This window comes from Brevundimonas huaxiensis (assembly GCF_014218725.1).
Taxonomy (GTDB): Bacteria; Pseudomonadota; Alphaproteobacteria; order Caulobacterales; family Caulobacteraceae; genus Brevundimonas; species Brevundimonas huaxiensis.
On sequence record NZ_JABBJE010000001.1, the window covers coordinates 471508 to 493828 of the forward strand.

Sequence of the window (22321 nt, forward strand, 5' to 3'; positions counted from 1 at the left end):
CGCCCGCACTCGCTTATCCGAACACCGACATCCTTCCGTGGGCGCCCTTAAGCGTCCTGAAAACTTTCAAGGCACGTTTCCATGGCACGTACGCACGCGCTCCAGGACTACCGCAACTTCGGCATCATGGCCCACATCGACGCGGGCAAGACGACGACGACCGAGCGGATCCTGTATTACACCGGCAAATCCCACAAGATCGGCGAAGTCCACGACGGCGCCGCCACCATGGACTGGATGGACCAGGAGCAGGAGCGCGGCATCACCATCACGTCCGCCGCGACGACCGCCTTCTGGCAGAACAAGCGTCTGAACATCATCGACACCCCAGGCCACGTGGACTTCACCATCGAAGTCGAGCGTTCCTTGCGCGTCCTCGACGGCGCCGTGACGGTGCTGGACGGCAACGCCGGCGTCGAGCCGCAGACCGAAACCGTCTGGCGTCAGGCTGACAAGTACAAGGTTCCGCGCATCGTCTTCGTCAACAAGATGGACAAGATCGGCGCCGACTTCGACGCCTCGGTCGAGTCGATCCGCGACCGCCTGGGCGCCAAGGCCGTGCCGATCCAGTTCCCGATCGGCGCCGAATCCTCGCTGTCGGGTCTGGTCGACCTGGTCCGCATGACCGGCGTGGTCTGGGACAACGACGGCCTGGGCGCCTCCTACAAGGACGTGCCGATCCCCGACGACCTGATGGAAAAGGCGGTCGCCGCGCGTCAGTACCTGATCGACAACGCCGTCGAGCTGGACGACGAGGCGATGGAAGCCTACCTCGAAGGCAACGAGCCCGACGAAGCCACCATCAAGAAGTGCATCCGTAAGGCCGTTCTGACCGGCGCCTTCTATCCGATCCTGTGCGGCTCGGCCTTCAAGAACAAGGGCGTGCAGACGCTGCTGGACGCCGTCGTCGACTATCTGCCGTCGCCGCTGGACATCCCGCCGACCCCGGGCATCGACTTCAAGACCGAAGAGCCCGTCGTGCGTAAGGCCTCGGACGAAGAGCCCCTGTCGGTCCTGGCCTTCAAGATCATGGACGACCCCTTCGTCGGCTCGCTGACCTTCTGCCGCCTGTACTCGGGCAAGATGGAAACGGGTATGAGCCTGCTGAACTCCAGCCGCGACAAGAAAGAGCGCGTCGGCCGGATGCTGCAGATGCACTCCAACAACCGTGAAGACGTCAAGGAAGCCTACGCCGGCGACATCGTCGCCCTGGCCGGCCTGAAGGAAACACGCACGGGCGACACCCTGTGCGATCCGATCAAGTCGCCCGTCATCCTGGAGAAGATGGAATTCCCGGCGCCGGTCATCGAGATCTCGGTCGAGCCCAAGACCAAGGGCGACCAGGAGAAGCTGGGCGTCGCCCTGGCCAAGCTGGCCTCGGAGGATCCCTCCTTCACCGTCTCGACCGACCACGAGTCGGGCCAGACGATCCTGAAGGGCATGGGCGAGCTGCACCTGGACATCAAGATCGACATCCTGAAGCGCACCTACAAGGTCGAGGCCAACATCGGCGCGCCGCAGGTCGCCTATCGTGAATCGCTGGGCCGCAAGGTCGACATCGACTACACGCACAAGAAGCAGACCGGCGGTACGGGCCAGTTCGCCCGCGTCATGATCACCTTCGAACCCGGCGAGCCGGGCTCGGGCTTCGTGTTCGAGAACTCGATCGTCGGCGGCGCGGTGCCGAAGGAATACATCCCCGGCGTCGAAAAGGGCCTGAACTCGGCCAAGGACAACGGTCTGCTGGCCGGCTTCCCGCTGATCGACTTCAAGGCGACCTTGACGGACGGCAAGTTCCACGACGTCGACTCCAGCGTGCTGGCGTTCGAAATCGCGGCCCGCGCCGCCTTCCGCGAGCTGAAGGAAAAGGGTTCGCCCAAGCTGCTCGAGCCGATCATGGCGGTGGAAGTCGTGACCCCCGAGGAATACCTCGGCTCGGTCATCGGCGACCTGAACGGCCGTCGCGGCATGATTCAGGGTCAGGACATGCGCGGCAACGCCACCGTCGTGAACGCCTTCGTGCCGCTGGCCAACATGTTCGGCTATGTGAACACGCTGCGCGGCATGTCGCAGGGCCGCGCCCAGTTCACCATGCAATACGACCACTACGAGCCGGTGCCGCAACACGTCGCCGACGAAGTGATCAAGAAGTACGCCTAAGCTTTCCCTTTTCGGAAAGCCCGCCTATATGCGCCCGGACCGTAAGGACCGGGCGTCCTTAACCCCCAAACTGCAGGAACCCCGGTTCGGGGACCTTAGGAGCTAGAAAATGGCCAAGGAAAAGTTCGAACGGACGAAGCCGCACTGCAACATCGGCACGATTGGTCACGTTGACCACGGCAAGACGACGTTGACGGCTGCGATCACGATGACGCTGGCGAAGGCCGGCGGCGCGAAGGCGATGAACTACGCCGACATCGACGCTGCGCCGGAAGAGAAGGCGCGCGGCATCACGATCAACACCGCGCACGTGGAATATGAGACGGCCAACCGTCACTACGCCCACGTCGACTGCCCCGGCCACGCCGACTATGTGAAGAACATGATCACCGGCGCCGCGCAGATGGACGGCGCGATCCTGGTGGTGTCGGCCGCTGACGGCCCGATGCCGCAGACCCGCGAGCACATCCTGCTGGCCCGTCAGGTCGGCGTGCCGGCCCTGGTGGTCTTCATGAACAAGGTCGACCTGGTCGACGACGAAGAGCTGCTCGAGCTGGTCGAGATGGAAGTGCGCGAGCTGCTCTCGTCGTACCAGTTCCCCGGCGACGACATTCCGATCACGAAGGGTTCGGCCAAGGCCGCGACCGACGGCGTGAACCCGGAAATCGGCGAACAGCGCGTTCTGGCCCTGATGGAAACCGTCGACGCCTACATCCCGCAGCCGGAGCGTCCGGTCGACCTGCCGTTCCTGATGCCGGTCGAAGACGTGTTCTCGATCTCGGGCCGCGGCACCGTGGTCACGGGCCGCGTCGAGAAGGGCATCATCAAGGTCGGCGAAGAAGTCGAGATCGTCGGCATCCGTCCGGTCCAGAAGACGACCTGCACGGGCGTGGAAATGTTCCGCAAGCTGCTGGACCAAGGTCAAGCGGGCGACAACGTCGGCGTTCTGCTGCGCGGCACCAAGCGTGAAGACGTCGAGCGCGGCCAGGTGCTGTGCAAGCCGGGCTCCATCACCCCGCACACCAAGTTCCTGGCCGAAGCCTACATCCTGACCAAGGAAGAAGGCGGTCGTCACACCCCGTTCTTCACGAACTATCGCCCGCAGTTCTACTTCCGCACGACGGACGTGACCGGCATCGTTCAGCTGAAGGAAGGCGTCGAGATGATCATGCCGGGCGACAACGCCGAGCTGAACGTCGAGCTGATCACCCCGATCGCGATGGACCAAGGCCTGCGCTTCGCCATCCGTGAAGGCGGCCGCACCGTCGGCGCCGGCGTCGTGGCTAAGATCATCGCCTAAGCCAAACGGCCTCAAGCCGCGCGCCTCCGCGAGGAGCGCATAGGCCGAAAACCAAAGTCGCGTAACAGAACGGCCCCCGGAGTAATCCGGGGGCCGTTTTGCTGTTTGGGCGACTGCCGGGCCCGCAACGGGCCGGACGCTCAGGCGTTAGGACCGTCTGTCCAACAGCCAAGGTTCAAGATGCGTCTGATCTCGTTGCTTGCGTGCCTTGTCGCCTTGTCGGCCTGCGCCACCCATCCCGGCAAGGTCGATCAGGTCCGGTTCGCCAAGGATGCCGAGCCGATATTGGCGACGACCGAAGCTGGGACGGTGCGCGGGCTCGAGGGGGCGGGGACGCGCGCGTATCTAGGCGTGCCGTTCGCGGCGCCGCCGGTCGGCGATCTGCGCTGGCGTGCGCCGCAGCCGGTTCAGGCCTGGCAGGGCGTTCGGGATGCGACGCGGATTGGTTCGGACTGCACCCAGGCGATCGGGCGACGTTCGATCCTGGGCGGCGGCGGCGGGATCGTCGTCGGGTCCGAGGACTGTCTGTATCTGAACATCTATGCGCCGGGCGGTGATGCGGCCGAGGCGCGGCCGGTGATGGTCTATATCCCCGGCGGCGCCTTCACCGTGGGGGCGGGCGCCAACTACGATCCGTCGAAACTGGCGCGCGAGCAGGGGCGGGTGGTCGTGACGATGAACTATCGGCTCGGCGCGCTGGGCTGGCTGGCGCATCCGGGGTTTCAGGCGACCGGCGAAGGCTTCGGCGGCAATTTCGGCCTGATGGATCAGCAGGCGGCGCTGAAATGGGTGCATCGGAACATTGCAGCCTTCGGCGGCGATCCAGGCGACGTCACCCTGTTCGCCGAGAGCGCGGGCGCGTGGACGGCCTGTTACCTGATGGCGTCGCCGCAATCGGAGGGGCTGTATCAACGGGTCATCATGCAGAGCGGCGGGTGCCTTGAGCCGTCGTCCCTGGTCAGGGCGCAGGATGCGGCCCAGTCGGGGCCGATGTTCGCCGAAAGGCTGGGCTGCACGGGCGAGGATCAGATCGCGTGCCTGAAGGCGCTGCCGGCCTGGCGGCTGTCGCGGGCGGCGTCATTGAGGGCGGGCATCAACGGGCCAGGGTCGTGGGGACCGGTGCACACGGACGCCACTGTGCCGGAAAACCCGGCGGTCGCGATCCGCGAGGGGCGGTTCACGCGCGTCCCTGTACTTGTCGGGACGAACCTCGATGAGGGGCGGCTGTTCGCCAACGAGGTGCAGGACATGGATCGCTATCAGAAGGAGACGATCTGGATGTACGGCGATCAGGGCGAGCGGGTGCTGGCGCGCTATCCGGTGGGTGAGGACGGGCCTGCCTACGCCATCGCTGCCAACTTCACGGACCAGAGGTTCGCCTGTCCGTCACAAGCCTTGCGGCGACTTCTGGCCCAGCATGTGCCGGTGTGGGGGTATGAGTTTGCCGATCGCGAGGTGCCATTCGTGCTGCCTGACTGGATCGTCGGTCTGGACCTGGGCGCCTATCACGCCAGCGAGCTGGCCTATGTGTTCGGAACGCGCTGGGTGTTCGCCGATCCCAAGCGGTTCACGCCGGAGCAGAAGGCGCTGTCGGAGCGGATGCAAAGGCTGTGGGCGACGTTCGGCCGCTCGGCCTTCGCCGCCGAATGGCCCCGCGTCGAGGGTGCGGGGCCGGTGCGGGTGTTCAAGCCGGAGGGCGATGTCATGGACGACGGCTTCTTCGAACGCCATCACTGTGACTTCTGGGACGGGACGCCGTTCGGCGCCGTCCACTAGATAAAGCGGACGGTGACGCCCGGCTTGACCTTGTCGGCCAGCATCCAGGCGTCCCAGTTGGTCAGGCGCACGCAGCCGTGCGAGGCCGTCTTGCCGACCAGATGCGGGTCGGGCGTGCCGTGTATGCCGTAGCTGGGCTTATTCAGGTCGATCCAGACGACGCCCACCGGATTATTCGGACCGGGTTTGACGACGACCTTCTTCTTGCCGTCGCCATAGCTGAGTTTCGACGGGTCGTAGGTGTAGTCCGGGTTCCGCGCCACGCCGTTGACCTTGACCGTGCCGGTTGGCGTCGGGTTGTCGCCGCTGCCGATGGTGGCCGGGAAGTAGGCGATCAGCTTGCCGTCGGCGTCGAACGCCTTGACCGAGCCTTCGCTCTTATCGACGTCGATGTGGTCCACGTCGGCGGGCAGGGGGGCGGTGTTGACGGCGGGGACAAGCAGGCCCTGGCCCACGCGATTGAAGTCGGCGCCGGGGTTCATGGCGCGCAGCAAGGCCTCGGTGACGTGGAAGCGCTCGGCCAAGGCCTCGACGATATTGGCGTAACCCATGTGGGCCGCCTGACCCTGAGCTTCCAACTCCGTGGGAACGACGCCGAGGTAGGGTCCGGCGATGTCCTGCTGAGTGATGGTGTAGGTGGTGGTCACGGCGCCCGGTCCGGCGGCGGCGCGCAGTCGGCCCATCACGTCGGCGTTCAGCTGGCCGTTCACCGTCATGCCGTTCGCTTCCTGAAACGCCGAGATCGCCTGACGCATGTTCGACCCCGCCAGGCCGTCGATCGCGCCGGGCGAGAAGCGGGCGCGTTCCAGCAGAACTTGGGCGCGGATCAGGGCGGGTTGCGGCTGCTGCTGGGCGGCATTCGGGGTAGCCGGCTGGCCCGCTTGCGCGCTAGGCGACGCCGCGTAGGCGGTGTTCTCGATGGCGTCACGAGAGAGCGGGCCGGTTTGGCCCACTTGCCCGGCCTCGGCCGTCTGCGCCGCTGGGGCGGCTGTGTTCTCTTCCTTCGGCGAACAGGCGCCCAGAGCGAGAACAGCGAGTGCGGCGAGGTAGGCGGGACGGTTCATAAGAGACTTTCGAGACGGTGAGTGCAGGTGGTCGGCGTTCAGTTCGGTTCGCCGGTCGCGGGGTCGGTTTCGGTTTCGCCGGAGTTGGACGAGTCCTTCGAACCCTTGGGCTCAGTCGCCGGACGCGGAGGCTGGCCTTCGCCGTCCGGTCGCAGGTTTTCGTTCTCGACGGCTTGGCTGTCAGGGCGCTGATCGGTCATGGTCTTCTCCTTGGGTCACTCAAACGCGCCAGGGCGACCGCGGCTCCGTCAACGCGCGTTCACCATGCCGGTGAACCCTGATGAAACACGCATGGGGCAGGATGCGGTCTGGAATGGACCTTGCTTCGCAGGGCCCTAAGAGGATGCGTATGGCCGGAATGCTGCAGGTCGAGATCATGGACGCGGCGGCGATGGATGCCGCCGCCGTCGCCCTGTGGCGTGCGTGGACGGCTGGCAATCCTGATCTGGCCAGCCCCTATTTCCGATGGGACTATGCCGAGATCGCCTCGCGGGTCTGCCCCGGCGCGGCGATCGCCGTGTTCAGACGGGACGGTGAGATCGTCGGCTTTTTCCCGCATCAGCGACGTGGCGGAGCAGTTCAGCCGCTGGGCGCGCCCATGAACGACTATCATGGCGTCATCGCCCCCGCGGACGAGACGATCACGTTGGAAGAGGTGGCGCGGCTGTTGAAAGCCAAGCGGCTGAACGTGCCCGGCTGGATCGGCGCGGGCGAAACGGGCCAGGCGCGTGAGACCGTGCAGGTGGCCATGCCCGAAGCGGGCTATGACGACTGGTACGCCGAGCGTCGAAAGACCTTCGGCAAATATTTCAAGGACAAGGAGCGGGCGCGCCGCAGCCTGGAGGCCGAACTGGGGCCGATCCGGGTGGAGCGGGGTCGCAGAGATCCGGCGCTGCTGGATCATCTGATCGCGCTGAAGGCGGGGCAGTATCGGCGCTCGGGCCTGCACGACATCTTCGCCTGCGGTTGGACGCGGGATCTGCTCCACGCGCTGATGAGCGAGATGCGAGAAGACTTCGGCGCCTCGATGGCGGCGATGCATGCGGGCGACAAGCTGGTCGCGATCGAGTTCTCGCTGCACGCCGGGCGGCATTACCATTTCTGGTTCCCGGCCTATGAGCCGACGCTGGCGCGGTGCTCGCCGGGCATCTTGCTGAGCATGGACACGATGCGGCTGGCGGCGGCCGAGGGTTTCCGGGTGTTCGACTTCGGCTTCGAGGGCGAGACCTACAAGAAGTATTTCGTCAACGCGCGCCAGACGGTGCGCGAAGCCGTGGTGATGCAGCCCGGCGTGACCCAGGCGCTGGGCGACATCACAGTGGCGGCGTTGAACAAGGCGGGCGGGCGCGGCGAGGCGGTGCGGGCGTCGCTGCGTCGGCGCTGGGCCACCATCGAAGCCTGCGAGGCGACGCCGGTCGGGCGGCTGAGGGGCGCGGCGGTCGCCGCAAGGTCGGCCGTCCAGAAGGCGGCTGCGAAAAAGAAGACGCCGGCGCGCGTCGCCCACGTTTGAGAATATCGGCATGACCCAACGTCGCACACGCTATCCCGGCCCGATCGCCGAGGCCAAGACCCATGCCCACACCCTGATCGAGCAAGGGTTCGCCGAGGACGCGGCGCTGGCCGCCGTGCTGGATCGCTATCCGGCCGAGCTGTTCGACATCAATCTGTATGACTATGACGACGAGGGTCAGGTGTTCTTGCGCACCGGCGCGCGCGGGCGGCTGTCGGGCGAGAAACTGCTGGAGGCGATCAAACAGGGCCGGCTGTGGGTCAATCTGCGTGGGGTCGAGACGGGCTGGCCCGAGCTGTGGGCGGCGGCGATGAAGGACTTCGCCGCGATCCAAGCGACCTATCCGGGAATGCGGGCGGTGCGGAACGCGGGGCAACTGATCCTGTCGTCGCCCAAGGCGCGGGTGCCCTATCATTTCGACGCGGCGGGCGTGGTGCTGTTCCACCTGCGTGGGCGCAAGCGGCTGTTCGTCTATCCCGGCGACGAGGGCCATCTGCCCGAGCGGAATATGGAACAGGTGGTCGCGCGTCAGACGACCGAAGAACTGCCTTACACGCTGGCGTTCTAACAGGATGCGCAGGTCATGGATCTGGAGCCAGGTCGCGCCCTGACCTGGCCGCTGTACGCGCCGCATCGGGTGGAGAATCTGGACCGCTTCTGCGTCAGCCTGTCGATGGATTTCCAGACCTGGCCGTCGCGGTTCCGCAACGGCGCGCTGTTCACCAATGCGGTGATCCGCAGCCGGGGCGGGCGGCCGCGCTTCACCGACGGCATGACGACGCCGGAGCTGGCGGCGCGCTGGGCCGCGTCGCTGGCGCTGAAGAAGGCGGGCGCGATGAAGAGCAAGATCGCCAACTTCGAGCGCGACTTCGAGCCGGAGATCGGCGCGGAGGATGGCGCGGGCGCGCTGAACGCGACGTCATAAGCTCGGGTGTTAATTCGAGTTCATGACCTCGAGTTAAAATGACTTGGGCGCGGGCGGCGCGCACCTTCGCCTCACATTCGGGAAGGGAACACCGCTCATGAAAACCGCACTGATCGCCGCCGCCGCCGTCGCCACCCTGACCGGGTTCGTCGCCGCGCCCGCTTCGGCCGCCGAGGTCGAGATCCGCAACGCCGTCGCCCGCGTGGTGGTCATCGTCGAGGATCGTCAGGATATTGGCGTCGAGGTCACCCAAGGCCAGACGCGCTTGCCGGCCATCCAGGTTCGCCGCGACGGCAACGACGTCAAGATCGACGGCGGCCTGCGCCGTAACGGCATGTGGGGCGGCAACAGCGCCATTCGTGGCTGCAACTCCGGTCGCAGCGATGCGAGCCAGCCGGGGCAGGGCGCGACGGTCGAGGTGCGCGACCTGGGCCGCATCCGTCTGGAGGACGCGCCTTTGATCGTCGTGCGCACGCCGCGCGCGGTGGATGTCAGCGCCAGCGGCGCGGTCTTCGGCTCGGTCGGACGCGGCGCGCGGTCGGTCGAGTTGGACAATGGCGGCTGCGGCAACTGGAACGTGGCCAATGTGGATGGCGATCTGGAACTGGGACTTGGGGGCTCGGGCGCGATCCGCGCGGGAACGTCGCGATCGCTGAACGCTAGCGTCGGCGGATCGGGCTCCATCTCAGCCGGGGCGACCGGAGCCCTGAAGGCGGCTGTCGGCGGATCGGGCAATGTCGAGGTAGCCAGCGCCGGCGGACGCAGCGAACTGTCCATCGGCGGCTCGGGCGGTGTGAACGTACGGCAGGGCCGAATGGACAAGCTGTCGGTCGCCATCGGCGGCTCGGGCGATGTGCGCTACGGCGGCGCCACGCGCGACCTGGACGTGGCGATCGCCGGATCGGGCAGCGTCCGCGTCGCCTCAGCCACGGGATCGGTCTCTCGCTCCGTCGTCGGATCGGGAACCCTGCAGATCGGGCGTTAATACCCGAGCGACGAGAAGGCCCTCGGTCGTGGAACCCCGGGGGTCTTTTCCGGCCAAACAAAAAGCCCCGGCGGATCGCTCCGCCGGGGCTCTTCGCATGGATCAGGTCCGAGACGCTTAGAAGACGCTCAGGACGCTGGAGATGGCCGAGACGCCCAGGTTGGCGCCGGCGCGGTCACGCGCTTGCAGACCGCCGCCGAACGAGTAGCGCAGGCCGACCGACCAGGTGTCGACGTCCAGCGAATCGATGTCGGCGCGGGTGTAGGCTGCGCCCAGCGAGAACGGGGTGTTCTCGAACTCGTATTCGGCGCCCACGCCGTAGGTCCAGGCGTCGGTGTCGCCGCCCGAGAAGTCGACATTGTTGTAGGCGACGCCGGCGTTCAGGCGCAGGTTCGGCATGACGTAGAAGGCGGCGTCGGCGCCGACGGTCCAGATGTCGGCGTCCACGTTGTCAGCAGTCGTGTAGGCGACTTGGCCGGTCAGGGTGGCGTTCGACAGATACTTCTGCGCTTCAGCGCCCACGGTCCAGATCGGCTCGTTGCCGCTGCCGATGCCGTTGGCGGCGACGAAGGCGCCGGCGCGGACGTCGGAGGACCACATCTTGGTCAGGTGAGCGGCGGCGGCGCCGGTGACGTCTTCTTCGCCGAAGGCCTTGGTGTAGTCGATCGCGCCGTTCAGGGTCACGGTCCAGTCCTGGGCCGGCAGGGCGACCGAGCCGTCAACGGTCCAGACGTCGGCGTCGACGTCGTCGCCGGCGACTTCGATGGACGGGTTGGAATAGGTCATGCCGACCGAACCGATGGCGTCTTGGGCGAAGGCCGGGGCGGCGAACAGGGCGGCGGCGGCCGTGGCGAGGAGGATCGTCTTCATTTTTCTTTTGTCCTTAGCAGTCTGCACCCGGATGGGGGTCCGGGGAGGGGCGCTGCTATCAGGCTAAGACGAAGCGGAGCAATAAACCGACGTTCGATTGGCCTAGTATGGCAAGGTTGTTGCCCAGCAGCCACGCGTTGCGGCCAGAATGTGTCACGACTTGGCGATCTGTGGGGCAAGTCGTTAATCGCGCGCTGCAGTGGCCCTCCTGCACTATAAAGAGGGCGTCCAACGCCGCCGATGTCGTCGCCGAAGGTGTCGTCGCGCCCTGGAGAGCCCTCGACGGAGACCGCGTCGAAATCCTGTGCCAGCCCGGGTTTGCGCGCTTGACGAAATCAGAATCGATAGGCATAAGCCACCACTCTTGTTGGACCGGCTGTGCAGTTCGCTGCAAACGCGGTTCGCAAGAACGACCTAAGTCACTGTTCTTTGCAGCTTCTTGGGATATCAACGGCCTTCGCGGGCAACTGCGTGGGCCGATCGTTTTTGCGGATTTGCGTTCCCTGAGGGCTTTTTGCCCGAAGGCCTTCGGTCTTTGAAATGGTTCACAGGGACGCGGTCCTCCGACCGCATTGGAAGTAAGCACCGATATGGATCAAAGCATCCGCATCAGGCTCAAGGCCTTTGATCACCGCGTCCTCGATTTTTCGACGCGCGAGATCGTTAACACCGCCAAGCGCACCGGCGCGACCGTTCGCGGTCCGATTCCGCTGCCGACCCTGATCGAGAAGTTCACCGTGAACCGCTCTCCGCACGTCGATAAGAAGTCGCGTGAGCAGTTTGAAATCCGCACGCACAAACGCGTGCTCGACATCGTCGACCCCACCCCGCAGACCGTGGACGCGCTCATGAAGCTCGACCTGTCCGCCGGCGTGGACGTCGAGATCAAGATTTAAAGTAGAAAGAGGCGGGATCCGATGCGCACGGGCGTGATCGCCAAGAAGCTGGGCATGACCCGCGTGTTCGCCGATGACGGCGCGCACGTACCGGTCACTGTGCTGCAGCTCGACGGCTGCCAAGTCGTCGGCCAACGTACCCAGGAGCGTGACGGCTACGTCGCTCTCCAGCTGGGCGCTGGCACGAAGAAGGCTAAGAACACCAACAAGGCTCAACGCGAGACCTTCGCCAAGGCGGAAGTCGAACCGAAAGCCTATGTGACCGAGTTCCGCGTCGATGCGGACGGTCTGCTGGACGTGGGCGCCGAATTGTCGGCCGAGCACTTCCTGGTGGGCCAGAAGGTCGACATCCAGGGCGAGACCATCGGTAAGGGTTTCGCCGGCGCCATGAAGCGCTGGAACTTCGGCGGCCTTCGCGCCACCCACGGCGTTTCGGTCTCGCACCGTTCGCACGGTTCGACGGGTAACCGTCAGGACCCGGGTCGCACGTTCCCCGGCAAGAAGATGGCCGGCCACTACGGCGCCGAAACCGTCACCACTCAGAACCTGACTGTCGTCCGCGTGGACGCCGAGCGTGGCCTGATCCTGATCAAGGGCGCTGTCCCCGGTCACGACGGCAGCTACGTCAAGGTTCGCGACGCCATCAAGAAGGCTCGCCCGGCCGACGCTCCGTTCCCCGGCGCGCTGAAGTCGAGCAAGTCTGCTGCTCAACCCGCCTCGACCCCGGCTGAAGAAGCTCCCGTCGAGGCGACCGAAGGCGGTGAAGCGTAATGAAACTCTCTGTCATCCAACTCGACGGCAAGGCTGCTGGCGACGTGGAACTGTCGGACGCCGTCTTCGGCATCTCCGACATCCGCGGCGACATCCTGGCCCGCACCGTCAACTGGCAACTGGCCAAGCGCCGCGCCGGTACGCACAAGGTTCAAACCCGCAACGAGAACTCTCGTACGGGTAAGAAGATGTACAAGCAAAAGGGCACCGGCGGCGCTCGTCACGGTTCGCGCCGTGCACCGCAGTTCGTCGGCGGTTCGCGCGCCTTCGGTCCGATCGTTCGCGATCACGGCTTCTCGCTGCCGAAGAAGATCCGCGCGCTGGCTCTGCGTCACGCCCTGTCCTCCAAGGCCAAGTCGGGCGACCTGATCGTGGTCGACACCGTCTCGGTCAAGGAAGCCAAGACCGCTTCGCTGCGTGAAACGCTCGGCAAGCTGGGCTGGACCAAGGCGCTCATCATCGCGGGTCCCGAAGTCGACACGAACTTCGGCCTGGCCGCACGCAACATCCCGCACATCGACGTGCTGCCGAACGCCGGCCTGAACGTCTATGACATTCTGCGGGCTGACAAGCTGGTGCTGACGAAGGCCGCCATCGAGGCCATCGAAGCCCGCTTCAGCGATAAGGAAGCCGCGTAATGGCCGCTCAACCTACCGCCAAGCACTACGACACCATCCTGGCCCCGGTGATCACCGAAAAGGCCACGATCCTGTCCGAGCAGAACAAGGTCGTCTTCCGCGTCGCTGACACGGCGTCCAAGGACGAGATCGCCGCTGCGGTCGAAAGCCTGTTCAAAGTCAACGTCGTCAAGGTCAACACCCTGGTTCAAAAGGGCAAGACCAAGCGCTTCCGGGGCATCCTGGGTCGTCGCGTCGACATCAAAAAAGCGATCGTGACGCTGGCCGACGGCCAGTCGATCGACGTCACCACGGGGCTCTGATCTGATGGCCTTGAAAACCTACAATCCGACTTCGCCGGGCCGTCGCGCCCTCGTGCTGGTCGACCGTTCGGAACTCCACAAGGGCCGTCCGGAAAAGTCGCTGACCGAAGGCCTGACCAAGTCGGGCGGACGCGGGCAGGGCGGTCGCATCGCGGTCCGCTTCCGTGGCGGCGGCGCCAAGACCCTGTACCGCAAGATCGACTTCAAGCGTCGCAAGTGGGACATGGTCGGCACGGTCGAGCGTCTGGAATACGACCCCAACCGCACGGCCTTCATCGCCCTGGTCACCTATGCCGACGGCGAGAAGACCTACATCATCGCGCCGCAACGCCTTAAGGCGGGCGACACGATCGTCGCGGGCGAAAAGACCGACGTGAAGCCGGGCAACGCCATGCCGCTTCGTTCGATGCCGGTGGGTACGATCATCCACAACATCGAGATGAAGCCGGGCAAGGGCGCTCAGCTGGCCCGTTCGGCCGGCGCCTACGCCCAGCTGGTCGGCCGCGATCAGGGCTACGCCCAGATCCGTCTCGGCTCGGGCGAACTGCGCATGGTCCTGGACGGCTGCATCGCCACGGTGGGCGCGGTTTCGAACCCCGACCACATGAACCAGAACCTGGGCAAGGCCGGTCGCAAGCGTCACATGGGTTGGCGTCCGCACGTTCGCGGCGTCGCCATGAACCCGATCGACCACCCGCATGGTGGTGGTGAAGGCCGGACCTCTGGTGGTCGCACCCCCGTCACGCCGTGGGGTAAGGACACCAAGGGCACTCGTACCCGCAAGAACAAGGCTACGGACAAGTACATCATCCGTACCCGCCACGTTAAGAAGGCTCGCTAAGAATGGCCCGCTCCTCCTGGAAAGGCCCGTTTGTCGACGGGTATCTGCTCAAGAAGGCCGACGCCGTTCAATCGTCGGGCCGCAAGGACGTGATCAAGACCTGGTCGCGCCGCTCCACCATCCTGCCGCAGTTCGTCGGTCTGACGTTCGGCGTCCATAACGGTCAGAAGCACGTGCCCGTGTCGGTCTCGGAAGAGATGGTCGGCATGAAGCTCGGCGAGTTCGCCCCGACCCGGAACTTCCCGGGTCACGCGGCGGACAAGAAGGCCAAAAGGAAGTAACCGATGGCCCAGACAAAAAACGAGCGTCGGGTCGCCCCGACCGAGGCCCGCGCCAAGCTGGTCAACGTGCGCATCAGCCCGCAAAAGCTGAACCTGGTCGCCGCTTCGATCCGCGGCATGCCGGTCCAGAAGGCGCTGAACGAGCTGGAATTCAGCCGTAAGCGCATCGCCGGCGACGTCCGCAAGGTCCTGTATTCGGCGATCTCGAACGCCGAGAACAACCACAACCTCGACATCGACAATCTGGTCGTCGCCGAGGCCTTCGTGGGCAAGAACCTGGTGATGAAGCGTTTCGCGAGCCGTGCTCGCGGTCGTTCGTCGCGCATCCTGAAACCGTTCAGCGAGATCACCATCGTGGTCCGTGAAGCCGGCGAGGCCGCCTGATGGGACAGAAAATCAATCCGGTCGGTCTGCGCCTCGGCGTGAACCGCACGTGGGACAGCCGCTGGTTCGCCGCCGGCGCCGACTATTCCCGCCTGCTGCACCAGGACCTGAAGCTGCGCGAGTGGCTGCGGGAACGCCTGGCCGCTGCCGGCGTGTCGCGCATCATCATCGAGCGCCCGCACAAGAAGTGCCGCATCACCATCTACGCCGCCCGTCCGGGTGTCGTGATCGGCAAGAAGGGCGCTGACATCGAGAAGCTCCGCAAGGACATCTCGGCGCGCACCGAGGGTGAAGTTCACCTGAACATCATCGAAGTCCGCAAGCCGGAAACCGATGCGCAGCTGATCGCCGAGAACATCGCGCAGCAGCTGGAGCGCCGCGTGGCTTTCCGTCGCGCCATGAAGCGTTCGATGCAGTCGGCCATGCGTCTGGGCGCCAAGGGCATTCGTATGAATGTCTCGGGTCGTCTGGGCGGCGCGGAAATCGCTCGTATGGAATGGTACCGCGAAGGTCGCGTGCCGCTTCACACGCTGCGCGCCGACATCGACTATGGCTTCTACGAAGCCAAGACGACCTACGGCATAATCGGCGTGAAGGTCTGGGTCTTTAAGGGGGAAGTGCTGGAGCACGATCCCATGGCGCAGGACAAGCGTTGGGCCCAGGAAGCGTCGGGTCCGTCCTCGAACGAAGGCCGCGAACGCGGCGGCCCCCGTGGCGACCGCGGTCCGCGTCGCGACCGGGGACGTGAGAACTAAGTCATGTTGCAACCGAAGAAGACCAAATACCGCAAGGCCTTCAAGGGCCGGATCCATGGCTCGGCCAAGGGCGGTTTCTCGCTGAACTTCGGGTCGTATGGCCTGAAGACGCTGGAGCCGGAACGTATCACCGCGCGTCAGATCGAAGCGGCTCGCCGCGCGATCACTCGCCAGATGAAGCGTCAGGGCCGCGTCTGGATCCGCGTCTTCCCCGACCTGCCCGTCACGGGCAAGCCGGCCGAAGTCCGGATGGGTAAGGGTAAGGGCGCCGTGGACCACTGGGCTGCGCGTTGCCACCCGGGCCGCATCCTGTTTGAAATCGACGGCGTGCCGGACGATGTCGCCCGCGAAGCACTCCGTCTCGGCGCCGCCAAGCTGCCGGTCCGCACCAAGGTCGTGACCCGTATCGACGCCGGCGTCGCGCATGTGGAGGCTGCCGCCTAATGACCAAGATCGCCGATCTGCGGTCGCAAACGACCGACCAACTGTCCGACGAGCTGCTGAAGCTCAAGAAGGAACAGTTCAACCTGCGCTTCCAGGCGGCCACCGGCCAAATGGAAAAGACTCACCGCGTCGGTGAAGTCCGCAAAGACATCGCTCGCATCTCGACGCTTCTGCGCGAGAAGCGTGCGACCTCGTAAGGAAACGAATATGCCCAAGCGAATTCTTGAAGGCGTGGTCGTGTCCGACAAGGGCGAGAAGACTGTCGTTGTGAAGGTGGAGCGCACCCTGCTTCACCCGCTTCTGAAGAAGACCGTCCGGTCGTCCAAGAAGTACCACGCGCACGACGAAGCCAACGCGCTCAAGGTCGGCGACATCGCTCGCATCGTCGAGTGCGCCCCCAAGTCCAAACTGAAGCGCTGGGAAGTCCTTTCCAACGCCTCCGCCTCGTAATCAGAAGGATCTGATCTTATGATCCAGATGCAAACTAACCTGGAAGTGGCCGATAATTCGGGCGCCCGCCGGGTCATGTGCATCAAGGTGTTGGGCGGCTCCAAGCGCCGCTACGCCTCGATCGGCGACACAATCGTCGCCTCCGTGAAGGAAGCCATTCCGCGCGGCCGTGTGAAGAAGGGCGACGTCGTTCGCGCCATCGTCGTGCGCACCGCCAAGGATATCCAACGCAAGGACGGCTCGGTCATCCGCTTTGACAAGTCGGCCGCCGTCATCGTCAACAAGCAGAACGAGCCTGTCGGCACGCGGATCTTCGGCCCGGTTCCCCGCGAACTGCGCGCCAAGAACCACATGAAGATCATCTCGCTGGCTCCGGAGGTCCTGTAACATGGCCGCCAAGATCAAGAAGGGCGACCGCGTCGTCGTCCTCACCGGCAAGGACAAGGGCCGCACGGGCAACGTGCTGAAGGTCCTGCCCACCGAAAACCGCGTCCTCGTCGAAGGCGTCAACATGGTTCAGCGCCACACGCGCCCGAGCCAGGCTGACCCGCAGGGCGGCATCAAGAACAAGGAAGCTTCGCTTCACCTGTCGAACGTCGCGATCGCCGACGCCAACGGCAAGGCGACCCGCGTCGGCTTCAAGATCGATGGGGACAAGAAGGTCCGCATCGCCAAGACGACGGGAGACGTCATCTGATGGCTACCGAGAAGTACACCCCGCGCCTCAAGGACGAGTATCACGTTCGCATCCGCCAGGTGATGAAGGAAAAGTTCGGCTACACGAACGAAATGCAGGTGCCCAAGCTGGACAAGATCGTCCTGAACATGGGCATCGGCGAAGCCGTCGCGGACTCCAAGAAGGCGAACACCGCCCTCAAGGATCTGACCGCCATCGCCGGTCAGAAGGCCGTCGCCACCAAGGCCCGTAACTCCATCGCCGGCTTCAAGCTGCGCGAAGGCATGGTCATCGGCGGCAAGGTCACCCTGCGCGGCGACCAGATGTACGAGTTCCTGGACCGGTTCATCACGATCGCGCTGCCGCGCGTGAAGGATTTCCGTGGTCTGAAGGGCACGTCCTTCGATGGTCGCGGCAACTACGCCACGGGTCTGAAGGAGCACATCGTGTTCCCGGAGATCAACTACGACCAGATCGATCAGATGTGGGGCATGGACATTGTCGTCTGCACCACGGCCAAGACCGATGAGGAAGCCAAGGCTCTCCTCACCGAGTTCAAGTTCCCGTTCGTGAAGAACTGAGCGGGAAGGGAAGAGCACAATGGCTAAGAAAAGCGCCGTAAACCGCAACGAAGCCGTCAAGGCCCTGGTTGCGAAGTATGCCGCGAAGCGGGCCGCCCTGAAGGCGACCGCCAACGACGAAAACCTGCCGCTGGAGGAGCGCTTCGAGGCGCGCCTGCAACTGGCCGCCCTGCCGCGCAACTCCGCGCCGAGCCGCATTCGCAACCGCTGCGAAGTGACGGGTCGTCCGCGGGCGTTCTACCGCAAGCTCAAGATGAGCCGTATTGCGCTGCGTGAACTGGGCAACCTGGGCCAGATTCCCGGCCTGACGAAGTCCAGCTGGTAAGGGGAGCGAACAGACATGATGATCAACGATCCCCTGAGCGACATGATCGCTCGCATCAAGAACGCGGCGACCCGCAAGCGTTCCAAGGTGCTGACCCCGGCCTCCCGTCTGCGCCAGCGCGTCCTCGACGTGCTGCAGGACGAAGGCTACATCCGCGGCTACAACCTGGTTCAGAACCCGGGTGAGTTTCCGCAGTTCGAGATCGAGCTGAAGTACTTCGACGGTCAGCCCGTCATCGCTGAGATCGCGCGCGTGTCCAAGCCGGGCCGCCGCGTCTATTCGGCGATCGGCGATCTGAAGCCCGTCAAGAACGGCCTCGGCATCTCGATCCTCTCGACTTCGAAGGGCGTCATGTCCGACGCTTCCGCCCGCGACGCTAACGTCGGCGGCGAAGTCCTCTGCAGGGTCTACTGATATGTCCCGTATTGGCAAGAAAACCATCGCCGTGCCGAAGGGCGTGACTGTCACGCTCGACGGCCAGAACATCACCGTCAAGGGACCCAAGGGCGAACGCGCCTGGACCGTCGCCGACGAGATCGAAGTCAAGCAGGAAGGCGACGAGGTGTCGCTGACCCCGCGTTCGGACACGCCTCGCGCTCGCGCGATGTGGGGTCTGTCGCGCACCCTGGTCGACAACATGGTCACGGGCGTCACCTCGGGCTTCGAGAAGTCGCTGGAGCTGGTCGGCGTGGGTTACCGCGCCGCGATGAAGGGCGACGCCCTGTCGCTGCAACTCGGCTTCTCGCACGAAGTCGACATCGCTCCGCCGTCGGGCGTCAGCTTCGCCGTGCCGAAGCAGACCGAGATCAAGATCTCGGGCGCTGACAAGCAAGCCGTCGGTCAGATCGCCGCGGTCATCCGCAAGCTGCGTCCGCCGGAGCCCTATAAGGGCAAGGGCGTCCGTTATGCGGGCGAGACCGTCCGTCGCAAGGAAGGCAAGAAGAAGTAAGTCATGGCTCTTTCTCTTCGACAACAAGCCAAGCGTCGCTCGGAGCGCACGCGTCGCCGCCTGAAGGCTGTCGCCAACGGTCGTCTGCGCCTGTCGGTCTACCGTTCGGACAAGAACATCTCGGCCCAGATCATCGACGACGCCCAGGGCGTGACCGTCGTGGCTGCCTCGTCGCTGGAAGGCGGCAAGGGCAAGCGCGGTTCGGACACGGCTGCGGCCGCCGCGATCGGCAAGCTGATCGCCGAACGCGCCATCGAGAAGGGCGTCAAGGACGTCGTCTTCGACCGTGGCGAGTACATCTATCATGGACGGGTGAAGGCGCTGGCGGAAGCCGCGCGTGAAGCCGGCCTGAACTTCTAAGGGACGCGACAGATGGCGCAACAACCCCAACGCGGCGGCGGCGGCAACGATCGCAACCGTCGTGACAACCGCAACGGTCCCGCTGTCGATGGTCCGGATTCCGACATCGTCGAGAAGCTGGTTCACATCAACCGCGTCGCCGCCACCGTCAAAGGCGGCCGTCGCTTCAGCTTCGCAGCCCTGATGGTCGTCGGCGACGGCAAGGGTCGCGTCGGCTTCGGTCACGGCAAGGCGCGCGAAGTGCCGGAAGCCATCCGCAAGGCGACCGAAGAAGCCAAGAAGACGATGATCCGCGTTCCGCTGCGCGAGAACCGCACCCTGCACCACGACGGCAACGGCCGTTGGGGCGCCGGCAAGATCATGATGCGGGCCGCCCCTCCCGGGACCGGCGTCATCGCGGGCGGTCCGATGCGCGCCGTGCTCGAAACCCTCGGCGTCCAGGACGTCGTGGGCAAGTCGACCGGTTCGTCGAACCCCTACAACATGATCCGCGCGACGTTCGAAGCGCTGAAGGTCCAGTCCTCGCCCCGCCAGGTCGCGTCCAAGCGCGGCAAGAAGGTCGCGGATCTGATGGGCCGCCGCAACGACGGCGCCTCGGCGCCCGAAGCCGTGGAGTCCTAAGTCATGGCTGAGAAGAAAACCCTCACCGTCAAGCAGACCGGTTCGCCGATCCGCCGCAAGAGCGACCAGCGCGCCACTCTGGTGGGCCTGGGTCTGAACCGCCTGGGTCGTGAATCGACCCTGGAAGACACGCCTTCGGTTCGCGGGATGATCGCCAAGGTCGCCCACCTGACCGAGATCGTCGAGAAGTAAGCCGTTTCGCCCTCTCCCGAACCCGGGGGAGGGCGTTTCTGCACTTGCGAATACCCGAGGGGTCGCTTATCAGCGGCCCTTCATTTTTTCCAAGCCGAGTCCGGACAATGTCCGGGCGCTAGCACCCGAAAGGATCAGGCACATGAAACTGAACGAAATCCGCGACAACGAAGGCGCCCACAAGAAGCGCATGCGCGTCGGCCGTGGCCCCGGATCGGGCAAGGGCAAGACCGCCGGCCGTGGCGTCAAGGGTCAGAAGTCGCGTTCGGGCGTCGCCATCGGCGGGTTCGAAGGCGGCCAAATGCCGCTGTACATGCGCATGCCCAAGCGCGGCTTCAACAACGCCAATGCTCTGAAGCTGGCTGAAGTGAACCTGTGGCGCCTGCAAGACGCCGTCGACGCCGGCAAGCTGGACGCCAAGTCGGAACTGAAGGGCGACGCCCTGGTCGCCGCCGGCGTGATCCGTCGCGTCAAGGACGGCGTGCGTCTGCTGGGCACCGGCGAGCTGAAGCAAGCGCTGAACCTGGTCGTCTGGTCGGCCACCGCCGGCGCCAAGAAGGCCATCGAAGCGGCTGGCGGCTCGGTCGTCGAGCAACGCATCGAAGCCGAAGCCAAGGCCGCCGCGCGCGTCGAGAAGCGCAACGCCGCCAAGGGCAAGGCTCCGGCCGCCAAGGCGCCGCGCGGCGACGAGAACAAGATCTCGGCCCGCACCAAGCGCACCGCCGCCAAAGCCTAAGTCACGCGTCGTCGCGGCGATTAGGTCGTGACCTGATTACATCTGCGACGACGAAAGAACGGAAGCGGCCCTCGCATGAGGGCCGCTTTCCGCCTATCTGACGACTCAATCAGTCGTGGGGACGCATAATGGCTTCGGCCGCAGAACAACTCGCCGCCAATATGAACATGGGCTCGTTCGCGAAAGCGACCGAGCTGCATAAACGCCTGCTGTTCACGCTGGGCGCGCTTCTGGTCTATCGCATCGGCACCTATGTGCCGATCCCGGGCATCAACTCGCAGGCCTTCCTGCAGTTCTTCCAAAACCCGGACGGTCAGCGCGGCATCCTGGACATGTTCAACATGTTCTCGGGCGGCGCGGTCGAGCGTATGGCCATCTTCGCCCTGAACGTGATGCCCTACATCTCGGCCTCGATCATCGTGCAGCTGATGGGCACGGTGTATCCGCCCTGGGAGAAGCTGAAGAAGGAAGGCGGCGAAAGCGGCCGCAAGCAGCTGAACCAGTACACCCGTTATCTGACGGTGTTCCTGGCGCTGGCCCAGTCCTTCGGCATCGCGGCGGGTCTGAACAGCACGGCCGGTCTGGTCGACAACCCCGGCATCTTCTTCATCATCTCGACGGTCGTGACCCTGACCGGCGGCACCATGTTCCTGATGTGGCTGGGAGAGCAGGTGACGGCGCGCGGCGTCGGCAACGGCATCTCGCTGATCATCTTCGCCGGTATCGTGGCGGTCCTGCCGTCCACCATCGCCCGCCTGCTGGGCCTGGCCCAACAAGGTCAGATGTCGGCCTTCGCCCTGCTGTTCATCGCCATTCTAGCCGTGGCCACCGTGGTCTTCATCGTCTTCATGGAACGCGCCCAGCGCCGTCTTCTGATTCAGTATCCGAAGCGCCAGGAAGGCAACCGCATGGCGGGCGGCGAGCGTTCGTTCCTGCCGCTGAAGGTCAACACCGCCGGCGTGATCCCGCCGATCTTCGCCTCGTCGCTGCTGATGCTGCCGACGACCGTTGCGACCATGACGGCCAACGCCGATCTGCCCAGCTGGATGAGCTGGCTTCCGCTGGTGACGGCGCAGCTGACGCACGGCCAGCCGCTGTTCATGGCGCTGTACGCGGCCCTGATCGTCTTCTTCTGCTTCTTCTACACCTCGATCACCTTCAATCCCGAAGACACGGCCGAGAACCTGCGCAAATACGGCGGCTTCCTTCCGGGGATCCGTCCGGGCAAGCGCACGGCGGAGTATCTGGACTATGTCCTGACCCGCCTGACCGTGATCGGCGCCGCCTACATCACCGCGGTCTGCCTGCTGCCCGAGTTCATCGTCAGCCAGTTCGGCAACAGCCTGTACTTTGGCGGAACGTCTATCTTGATCGTCGTCTCGGTCACCATGGACACTGTGGCCCAGATCCAGTCCCAACTGCTGGCGCACCAGTACGAAGGCCTAATCAAGAAGGCCAAGCTGCGTGGTCGTGGCGGTCGCGGCGCTCCCACGCCCGTTCGCCGCTAAGTCTTAGGTTGTCAGACGCCC

Annotated in this window: 32 protein-coding genes; 29 read left to right on the plus strand and 3 right to left on the minus strand. The window is 64.9% G+C overall.

Features of this window, described 5'->3' with window-relative positions; all coding sequences use genetic code 11:
- Positions 1-81 precede the first annotated feature (81 nt).
- The 3 genes from fusA (at position 82) to HF680_RS02370 (ending at position 5236) form a co-directional block, all read left to right on the plus strand.
- Positions 82-2160, plus strand: a complete 2079-nt coding sequence (fusA, locus tag HF680_RS02360) for an elongation factor G (protein WP_039248504.1) — start codon at positions 82-84, stop codon at positions 2158-2160.
- 109 nt (positions 2161-2269) lie between these two features.
- Entirely contained in the window at positions 2270-3460 is a 1191-nt protein-coding gene (gene tuf, locus HF680_RS02365; protein WP_017506879.1) for an elongation factor Tu, read from the plus strand.
- A gap of 180 nt (positions 3461-3640) precedes the next feature.
- Positions 3641-5236, plus strand: a complete 1596-nt coding sequence (locus HF680_RS02370; protein ID WP_185223962.1) for a carboxylesterase/lipase family protein — start codon at positions 3641-3643, stop codon at positions 5234-5236.
- Here HF680_RS02370 and HF680_RS02375 read toward each other — a convergent pair.
- Both HF680_RS02375 and HF680_RS02380 read right to left on the minus strand, forming a co-directional pair.
- Complete coding sequence (locus HF680_RS02375; protein WP_045811673.1) at positions 5233-6300, minus strand: L,D-transpeptidase family protein; 1068 nt, start codon at positions 6298-6300, stop codon at positions 5233-5235. The two genes, HF680_RS02370 and HF680_RS02375, sit on opposite strands and share 4 nt — an antisense overlap.
- A gap of 38 nt (positions 6301-6338) precedes the next feature.
- Positions 6339-6500 carry a hypothetical protein gene (locus HF680_RS02380; protein ID WP_168189939.1) on the minus strand — a complete coding sequence of 54 codons (162 nt, stop codon included), beginning with the start codon at positions 6498-6500 and terminating at the stop codon, positions 6339-6341.
- 149 nt (positions 6501-6649) lie between these two features.
- On the opposite strand from HF680_RS02380, the gene HF680_RS02385 reads away from it, so the two are divergent.
- From HF680_RS02385 to HF680_RS02395, 4 genes are all read left to right on the plus strand, one after another.
- Entirely contained in the window at positions 6650-7810 is a 1161-nt protein-coding gene (locus HF680_RS02385) for a GNAT family N-acetyltransferase (RefSeq protein WP_045811674.1), read from the plus strand.
- 10 nt (positions 7811-7820) lie between these two features.
- On the plus strand, positions 7821-8378 hold the full coding sequence (locus HF680_RS15905) for a hypothetical protein (RefSeq protein WP_235968811.1): 558 nt from the start codon (positions 7821-7823) through the stop codon (positions 8376-8378).
- Between the two features lie 15 nt (positions 8379-8393).
- Positions 8394-8735 carry a hypothetical protein gene (locus HF680_RS15910; protein WP_235968812.1) on the plus strand — a complete coding sequence of 114 codons (342 nt, stop codon included), beginning with the start codon at positions 8394-8396 and terminating at the stop codon, positions 8733-8735.
- Between the two features lie 97 nt (positions 8736-8832).
- On the plus strand, positions 8833-9720 hold the full coding sequence (locus HF680_RS02395; protein WP_045811676.1) for a GIN domain-containing protein: 888 nt from the start codon (positions 8833-8835) through the stop codon (positions 9718-9720).
- Between the two features lie 117 nt (positions 9721-9837).
- Here the strand turns inward: HF680_RS02395 and HF680_RS02400 are convergent, their stop codons facing one another.
- Positions 9838-10590, minus strand: a complete 753-nt coding sequence (locus tag HF680_RS02400; RefSeq protein ID WP_185223963.1) for a porin — start codon at positions 10588-10590, stop codon at positions 9838-9840.
- A 590-nt stretch (positions 10591-11180) separates the two neighbouring features.
- Here HF680_RS02400 and rpsJ point away from each other — a divergent pair.
- From rpsJ to secY, 22 genes are all read left to right on the plus strand, one after another.
- Positions 11181-11486, plus strand: a complete 306-nt coding sequence (gene rpsJ / locus HF680_RS02405; RefSeq protein ID WP_003164367.1) for a 30S ribosomal protein S10 — start codon at positions 11181-11183, stop codon at positions 11484-11486.
- A 21-nt stretch (positions 11487-11507) separates the two neighbouring features.
- The gene (gene rplC / locus HF680_RS02410) at positions 11508-12257 is read left to right on the plus strand and encodes a 50S ribosomal protein L3 (RefSeq protein WP_039248546.1); all 750 of its coding nucleotides are present in this window, start codon (positions 11508-11510) and stop codon (positions 12255-12257) included.
- A complete protein-coding gene (gene rplD, locus HF680_RS02415) occupies positions 12257-12895 on the plus strand; it encodes a 50S ribosomal protein L4 (protein WP_017506058.1) in 639 nt (212 codons plus the stop codon). Before rplC ends, rplD begins: the two co-directional genes overlap by 1 nt.
- Entirely contained in the window at positions 12895-13197 is a 303-nt protein-coding gene (locus HF680_RS02420; protein ID WP_017506057.1) for a 50S ribosomal protein L23, read from the plus strand. Before rplD ends, HF680_RS02420 begins: the two co-directional genes overlap by 1 nt.
- Before the next feature lie 4 nt (positions 13198-13201).
- Entirely contained in the window at positions 13202-14038 is an 837-nt protein-coding gene (rplB, locus tag HF680_RS02425) for a 50S ribosomal protein L2 (RefSeq protein ID WP_017506056.1), read from the plus strand.
- Between the two features lie 2 nt (positions 14039-14040).
- Complete coding sequence (gene rpsS, locus HF680_RS02430; RefSeq protein ID WP_017506055.1) at positions 14041-14319, plus strand: 30S ribosomal protein S19; 279 nt, start codon at positions 14041-14043, stop codon at positions 14317-14319.
- 3 nt (positions 14320-14322) lie between these two features.
- The gene (gene rplV, locus HF680_RS02435) at positions 14323-14703 is read left to right on the plus strand and encodes a 50S ribosomal protein L22 (protein WP_017506054.1); all 381 of its coding nucleotides are present in this window, start codon (positions 14323-14325) and stop codon (positions 14701-14703) included.
- Positions 14703-15458: a 30S ribosomal protein S3 gene (rpsC, locus tag HF680_RS02440; RefSeq protein ID WP_017506053.1), complete on the plus strand. Its 756-nt coding sequence runs from the start codon at positions 14703-14705 to the stop codon at positions 15456-15458. Before rplV ends, rpsC begins: the two co-directional genes overlap by 1 nt.
- Positions 15459-15461: 3 nt before the next feature.
- A complete protein-coding gene (gene rplP / locus HF680_RS02445; RefSeq protein WP_017506052.1) occupies positions 15462-15902 on the plus strand; it encodes a 50S ribosomal protein L16 in 441 nt (146 codons plus the stop codon).
- Complete coding sequence (rpmC, locus tag HF680_RS02450) at positions 15902-16099, plus strand: 50S ribosomal protein L29 (protein ID WP_185223964.1); 198 nt, start codon at positions 15902-15904, stop codon at positions 16097-16099. The genes rplP and rpmC overlap by 1 nt, the downstream gene beginning before the upstream one ends.
- Before the next feature lie 10 nt (positions 16100-16109).
- The gene (gene rpsQ, locus HF680_RS02455) at positions 16110-16352 is read left to right on the plus strand and encodes a 30S ribosomal protein S17 (protein ID WP_017506051.1); all 243 of its coding nucleotides are present in this window, start codon (positions 16110-16112) and stop codon (positions 16350-16352) included.
- A gap of 18 nt (positions 16353-16370) precedes the next feature.
- Positions 16371-16739, plus strand: a complete 369-nt coding sequence (gene rplN, locus HF680_RS02460; protein ID WP_003164378.1) for a 50S ribosomal protein L14 — start codon at positions 16371-16373, stop codon at positions 16737-16739.
- A gap of 1 nt (position 16740) precedes the next feature.
- Entirely contained in the window at positions 16741-17049 is a 309-nt protein-coding gene (gene rplX, locus HF680_RS02465; protein WP_039248554.1) for a 50S ribosomal protein L24, read from the plus strand.
- Positions 17049-17609, plus strand: a complete 561-nt coding sequence (gene rplE, locus HF680_RS02470) for a 50S ribosomal protein L5 (RefSeq protein WP_045811678.1) — start codon at positions 17049-17051, stop codon at positions 17607-17609. The genes rplX and rplE overlap by 1 nt, the downstream gene beginning before the upstream one ends.
- A gap of 19 nt (positions 17610-17628) precedes the next feature.
- Positions 17629-17934 carry a 30S ribosomal protein S14 gene (gene rpsN / locus HF680_RS02475; RefSeq protein ID WP_017506048.1) on the plus strand — a complete coding sequence of 102 codons (306 nt, stop codon included), beginning with the start codon at positions 17629-17631 and terminating at the stop codon, positions 17932-17934.
- 15 nt (positions 17935-17949) lie between these two features.
- On the plus strand, positions 17950-18348 hold the full coding sequence (gene rpsH, locus HF680_RS02480; RefSeq protein WP_008262310.1) for a 30S ribosomal protein S8: 399 nt from the start codon (positions 17950-17952) through the stop codon (positions 18346-18348).
- A 1-nt stretch (position 18349) separates the two neighbouring features.
- Positions 18350-18883, plus strand: a complete 534-nt coding sequence (gene rplF / locus HF680_RS02485; protein WP_039248561.1) for a 50S ribosomal protein L6 — start codon at positions 18350-18352, stop codon at positions 18881-18883.
- Between the two features lie 3 nt (positions 18884-18886).
- Positions 18887-19243: a 50S ribosomal protein L18 gene (gene rplR, locus HF680_RS02490; RefSeq protein WP_008259637.1), complete on the plus strand. Its 357-nt coding sequence runs from the start codon at positions 18887-18889 to the stop codon at positions 19241-19243.
- 12 nt (positions 19244-19255) lie between these two features.
- A complete protein-coding gene (gene rpsE, locus HF680_RS02495; RefSeq protein WP_017506046.1) occupies positions 19256-19864 on the plus strand; it encodes a 30S ribosomal protein S5 in 609 nt (202 codons plus the stop codon).
- 3 nt (positions 19865-19867) lie between these two features.
- Complete coding sequence (rpmD, locus tag HF680_RS02500; RefSeq protein ID WP_017506045.1) at positions 19868-20056, plus strand: 50S ribosomal protein L30; 189 nt, start codon at positions 19868-19870, stop codon at positions 20054-20056.
- 142 nt (positions 20057-20198) lie between these two features.
- A complete protein-coding gene (rplO, locus tag HF680_RS02505) occupies positions 20199-20792 on the plus strand; it encodes a 50S ribosomal protein L15 (protein WP_017506044.1) in 594 nt (197 codons plus the stop codon).
- 128 nt (positions 20793-20920) lie between these two features.
- The gene (gene secY / locus HF680_RS02510; protein ID WP_017506043.1) at positions 20921-22300 is read left to right on the plus strand and encodes a preprotein translocase subunit SecY; all 1380 of its coding nucleotides are present in this window, start codon (positions 20921-20923) and stop codon (positions 22298-22300) included.
- Positions 22301-22321: the final 21 nt, after the last annotated feature.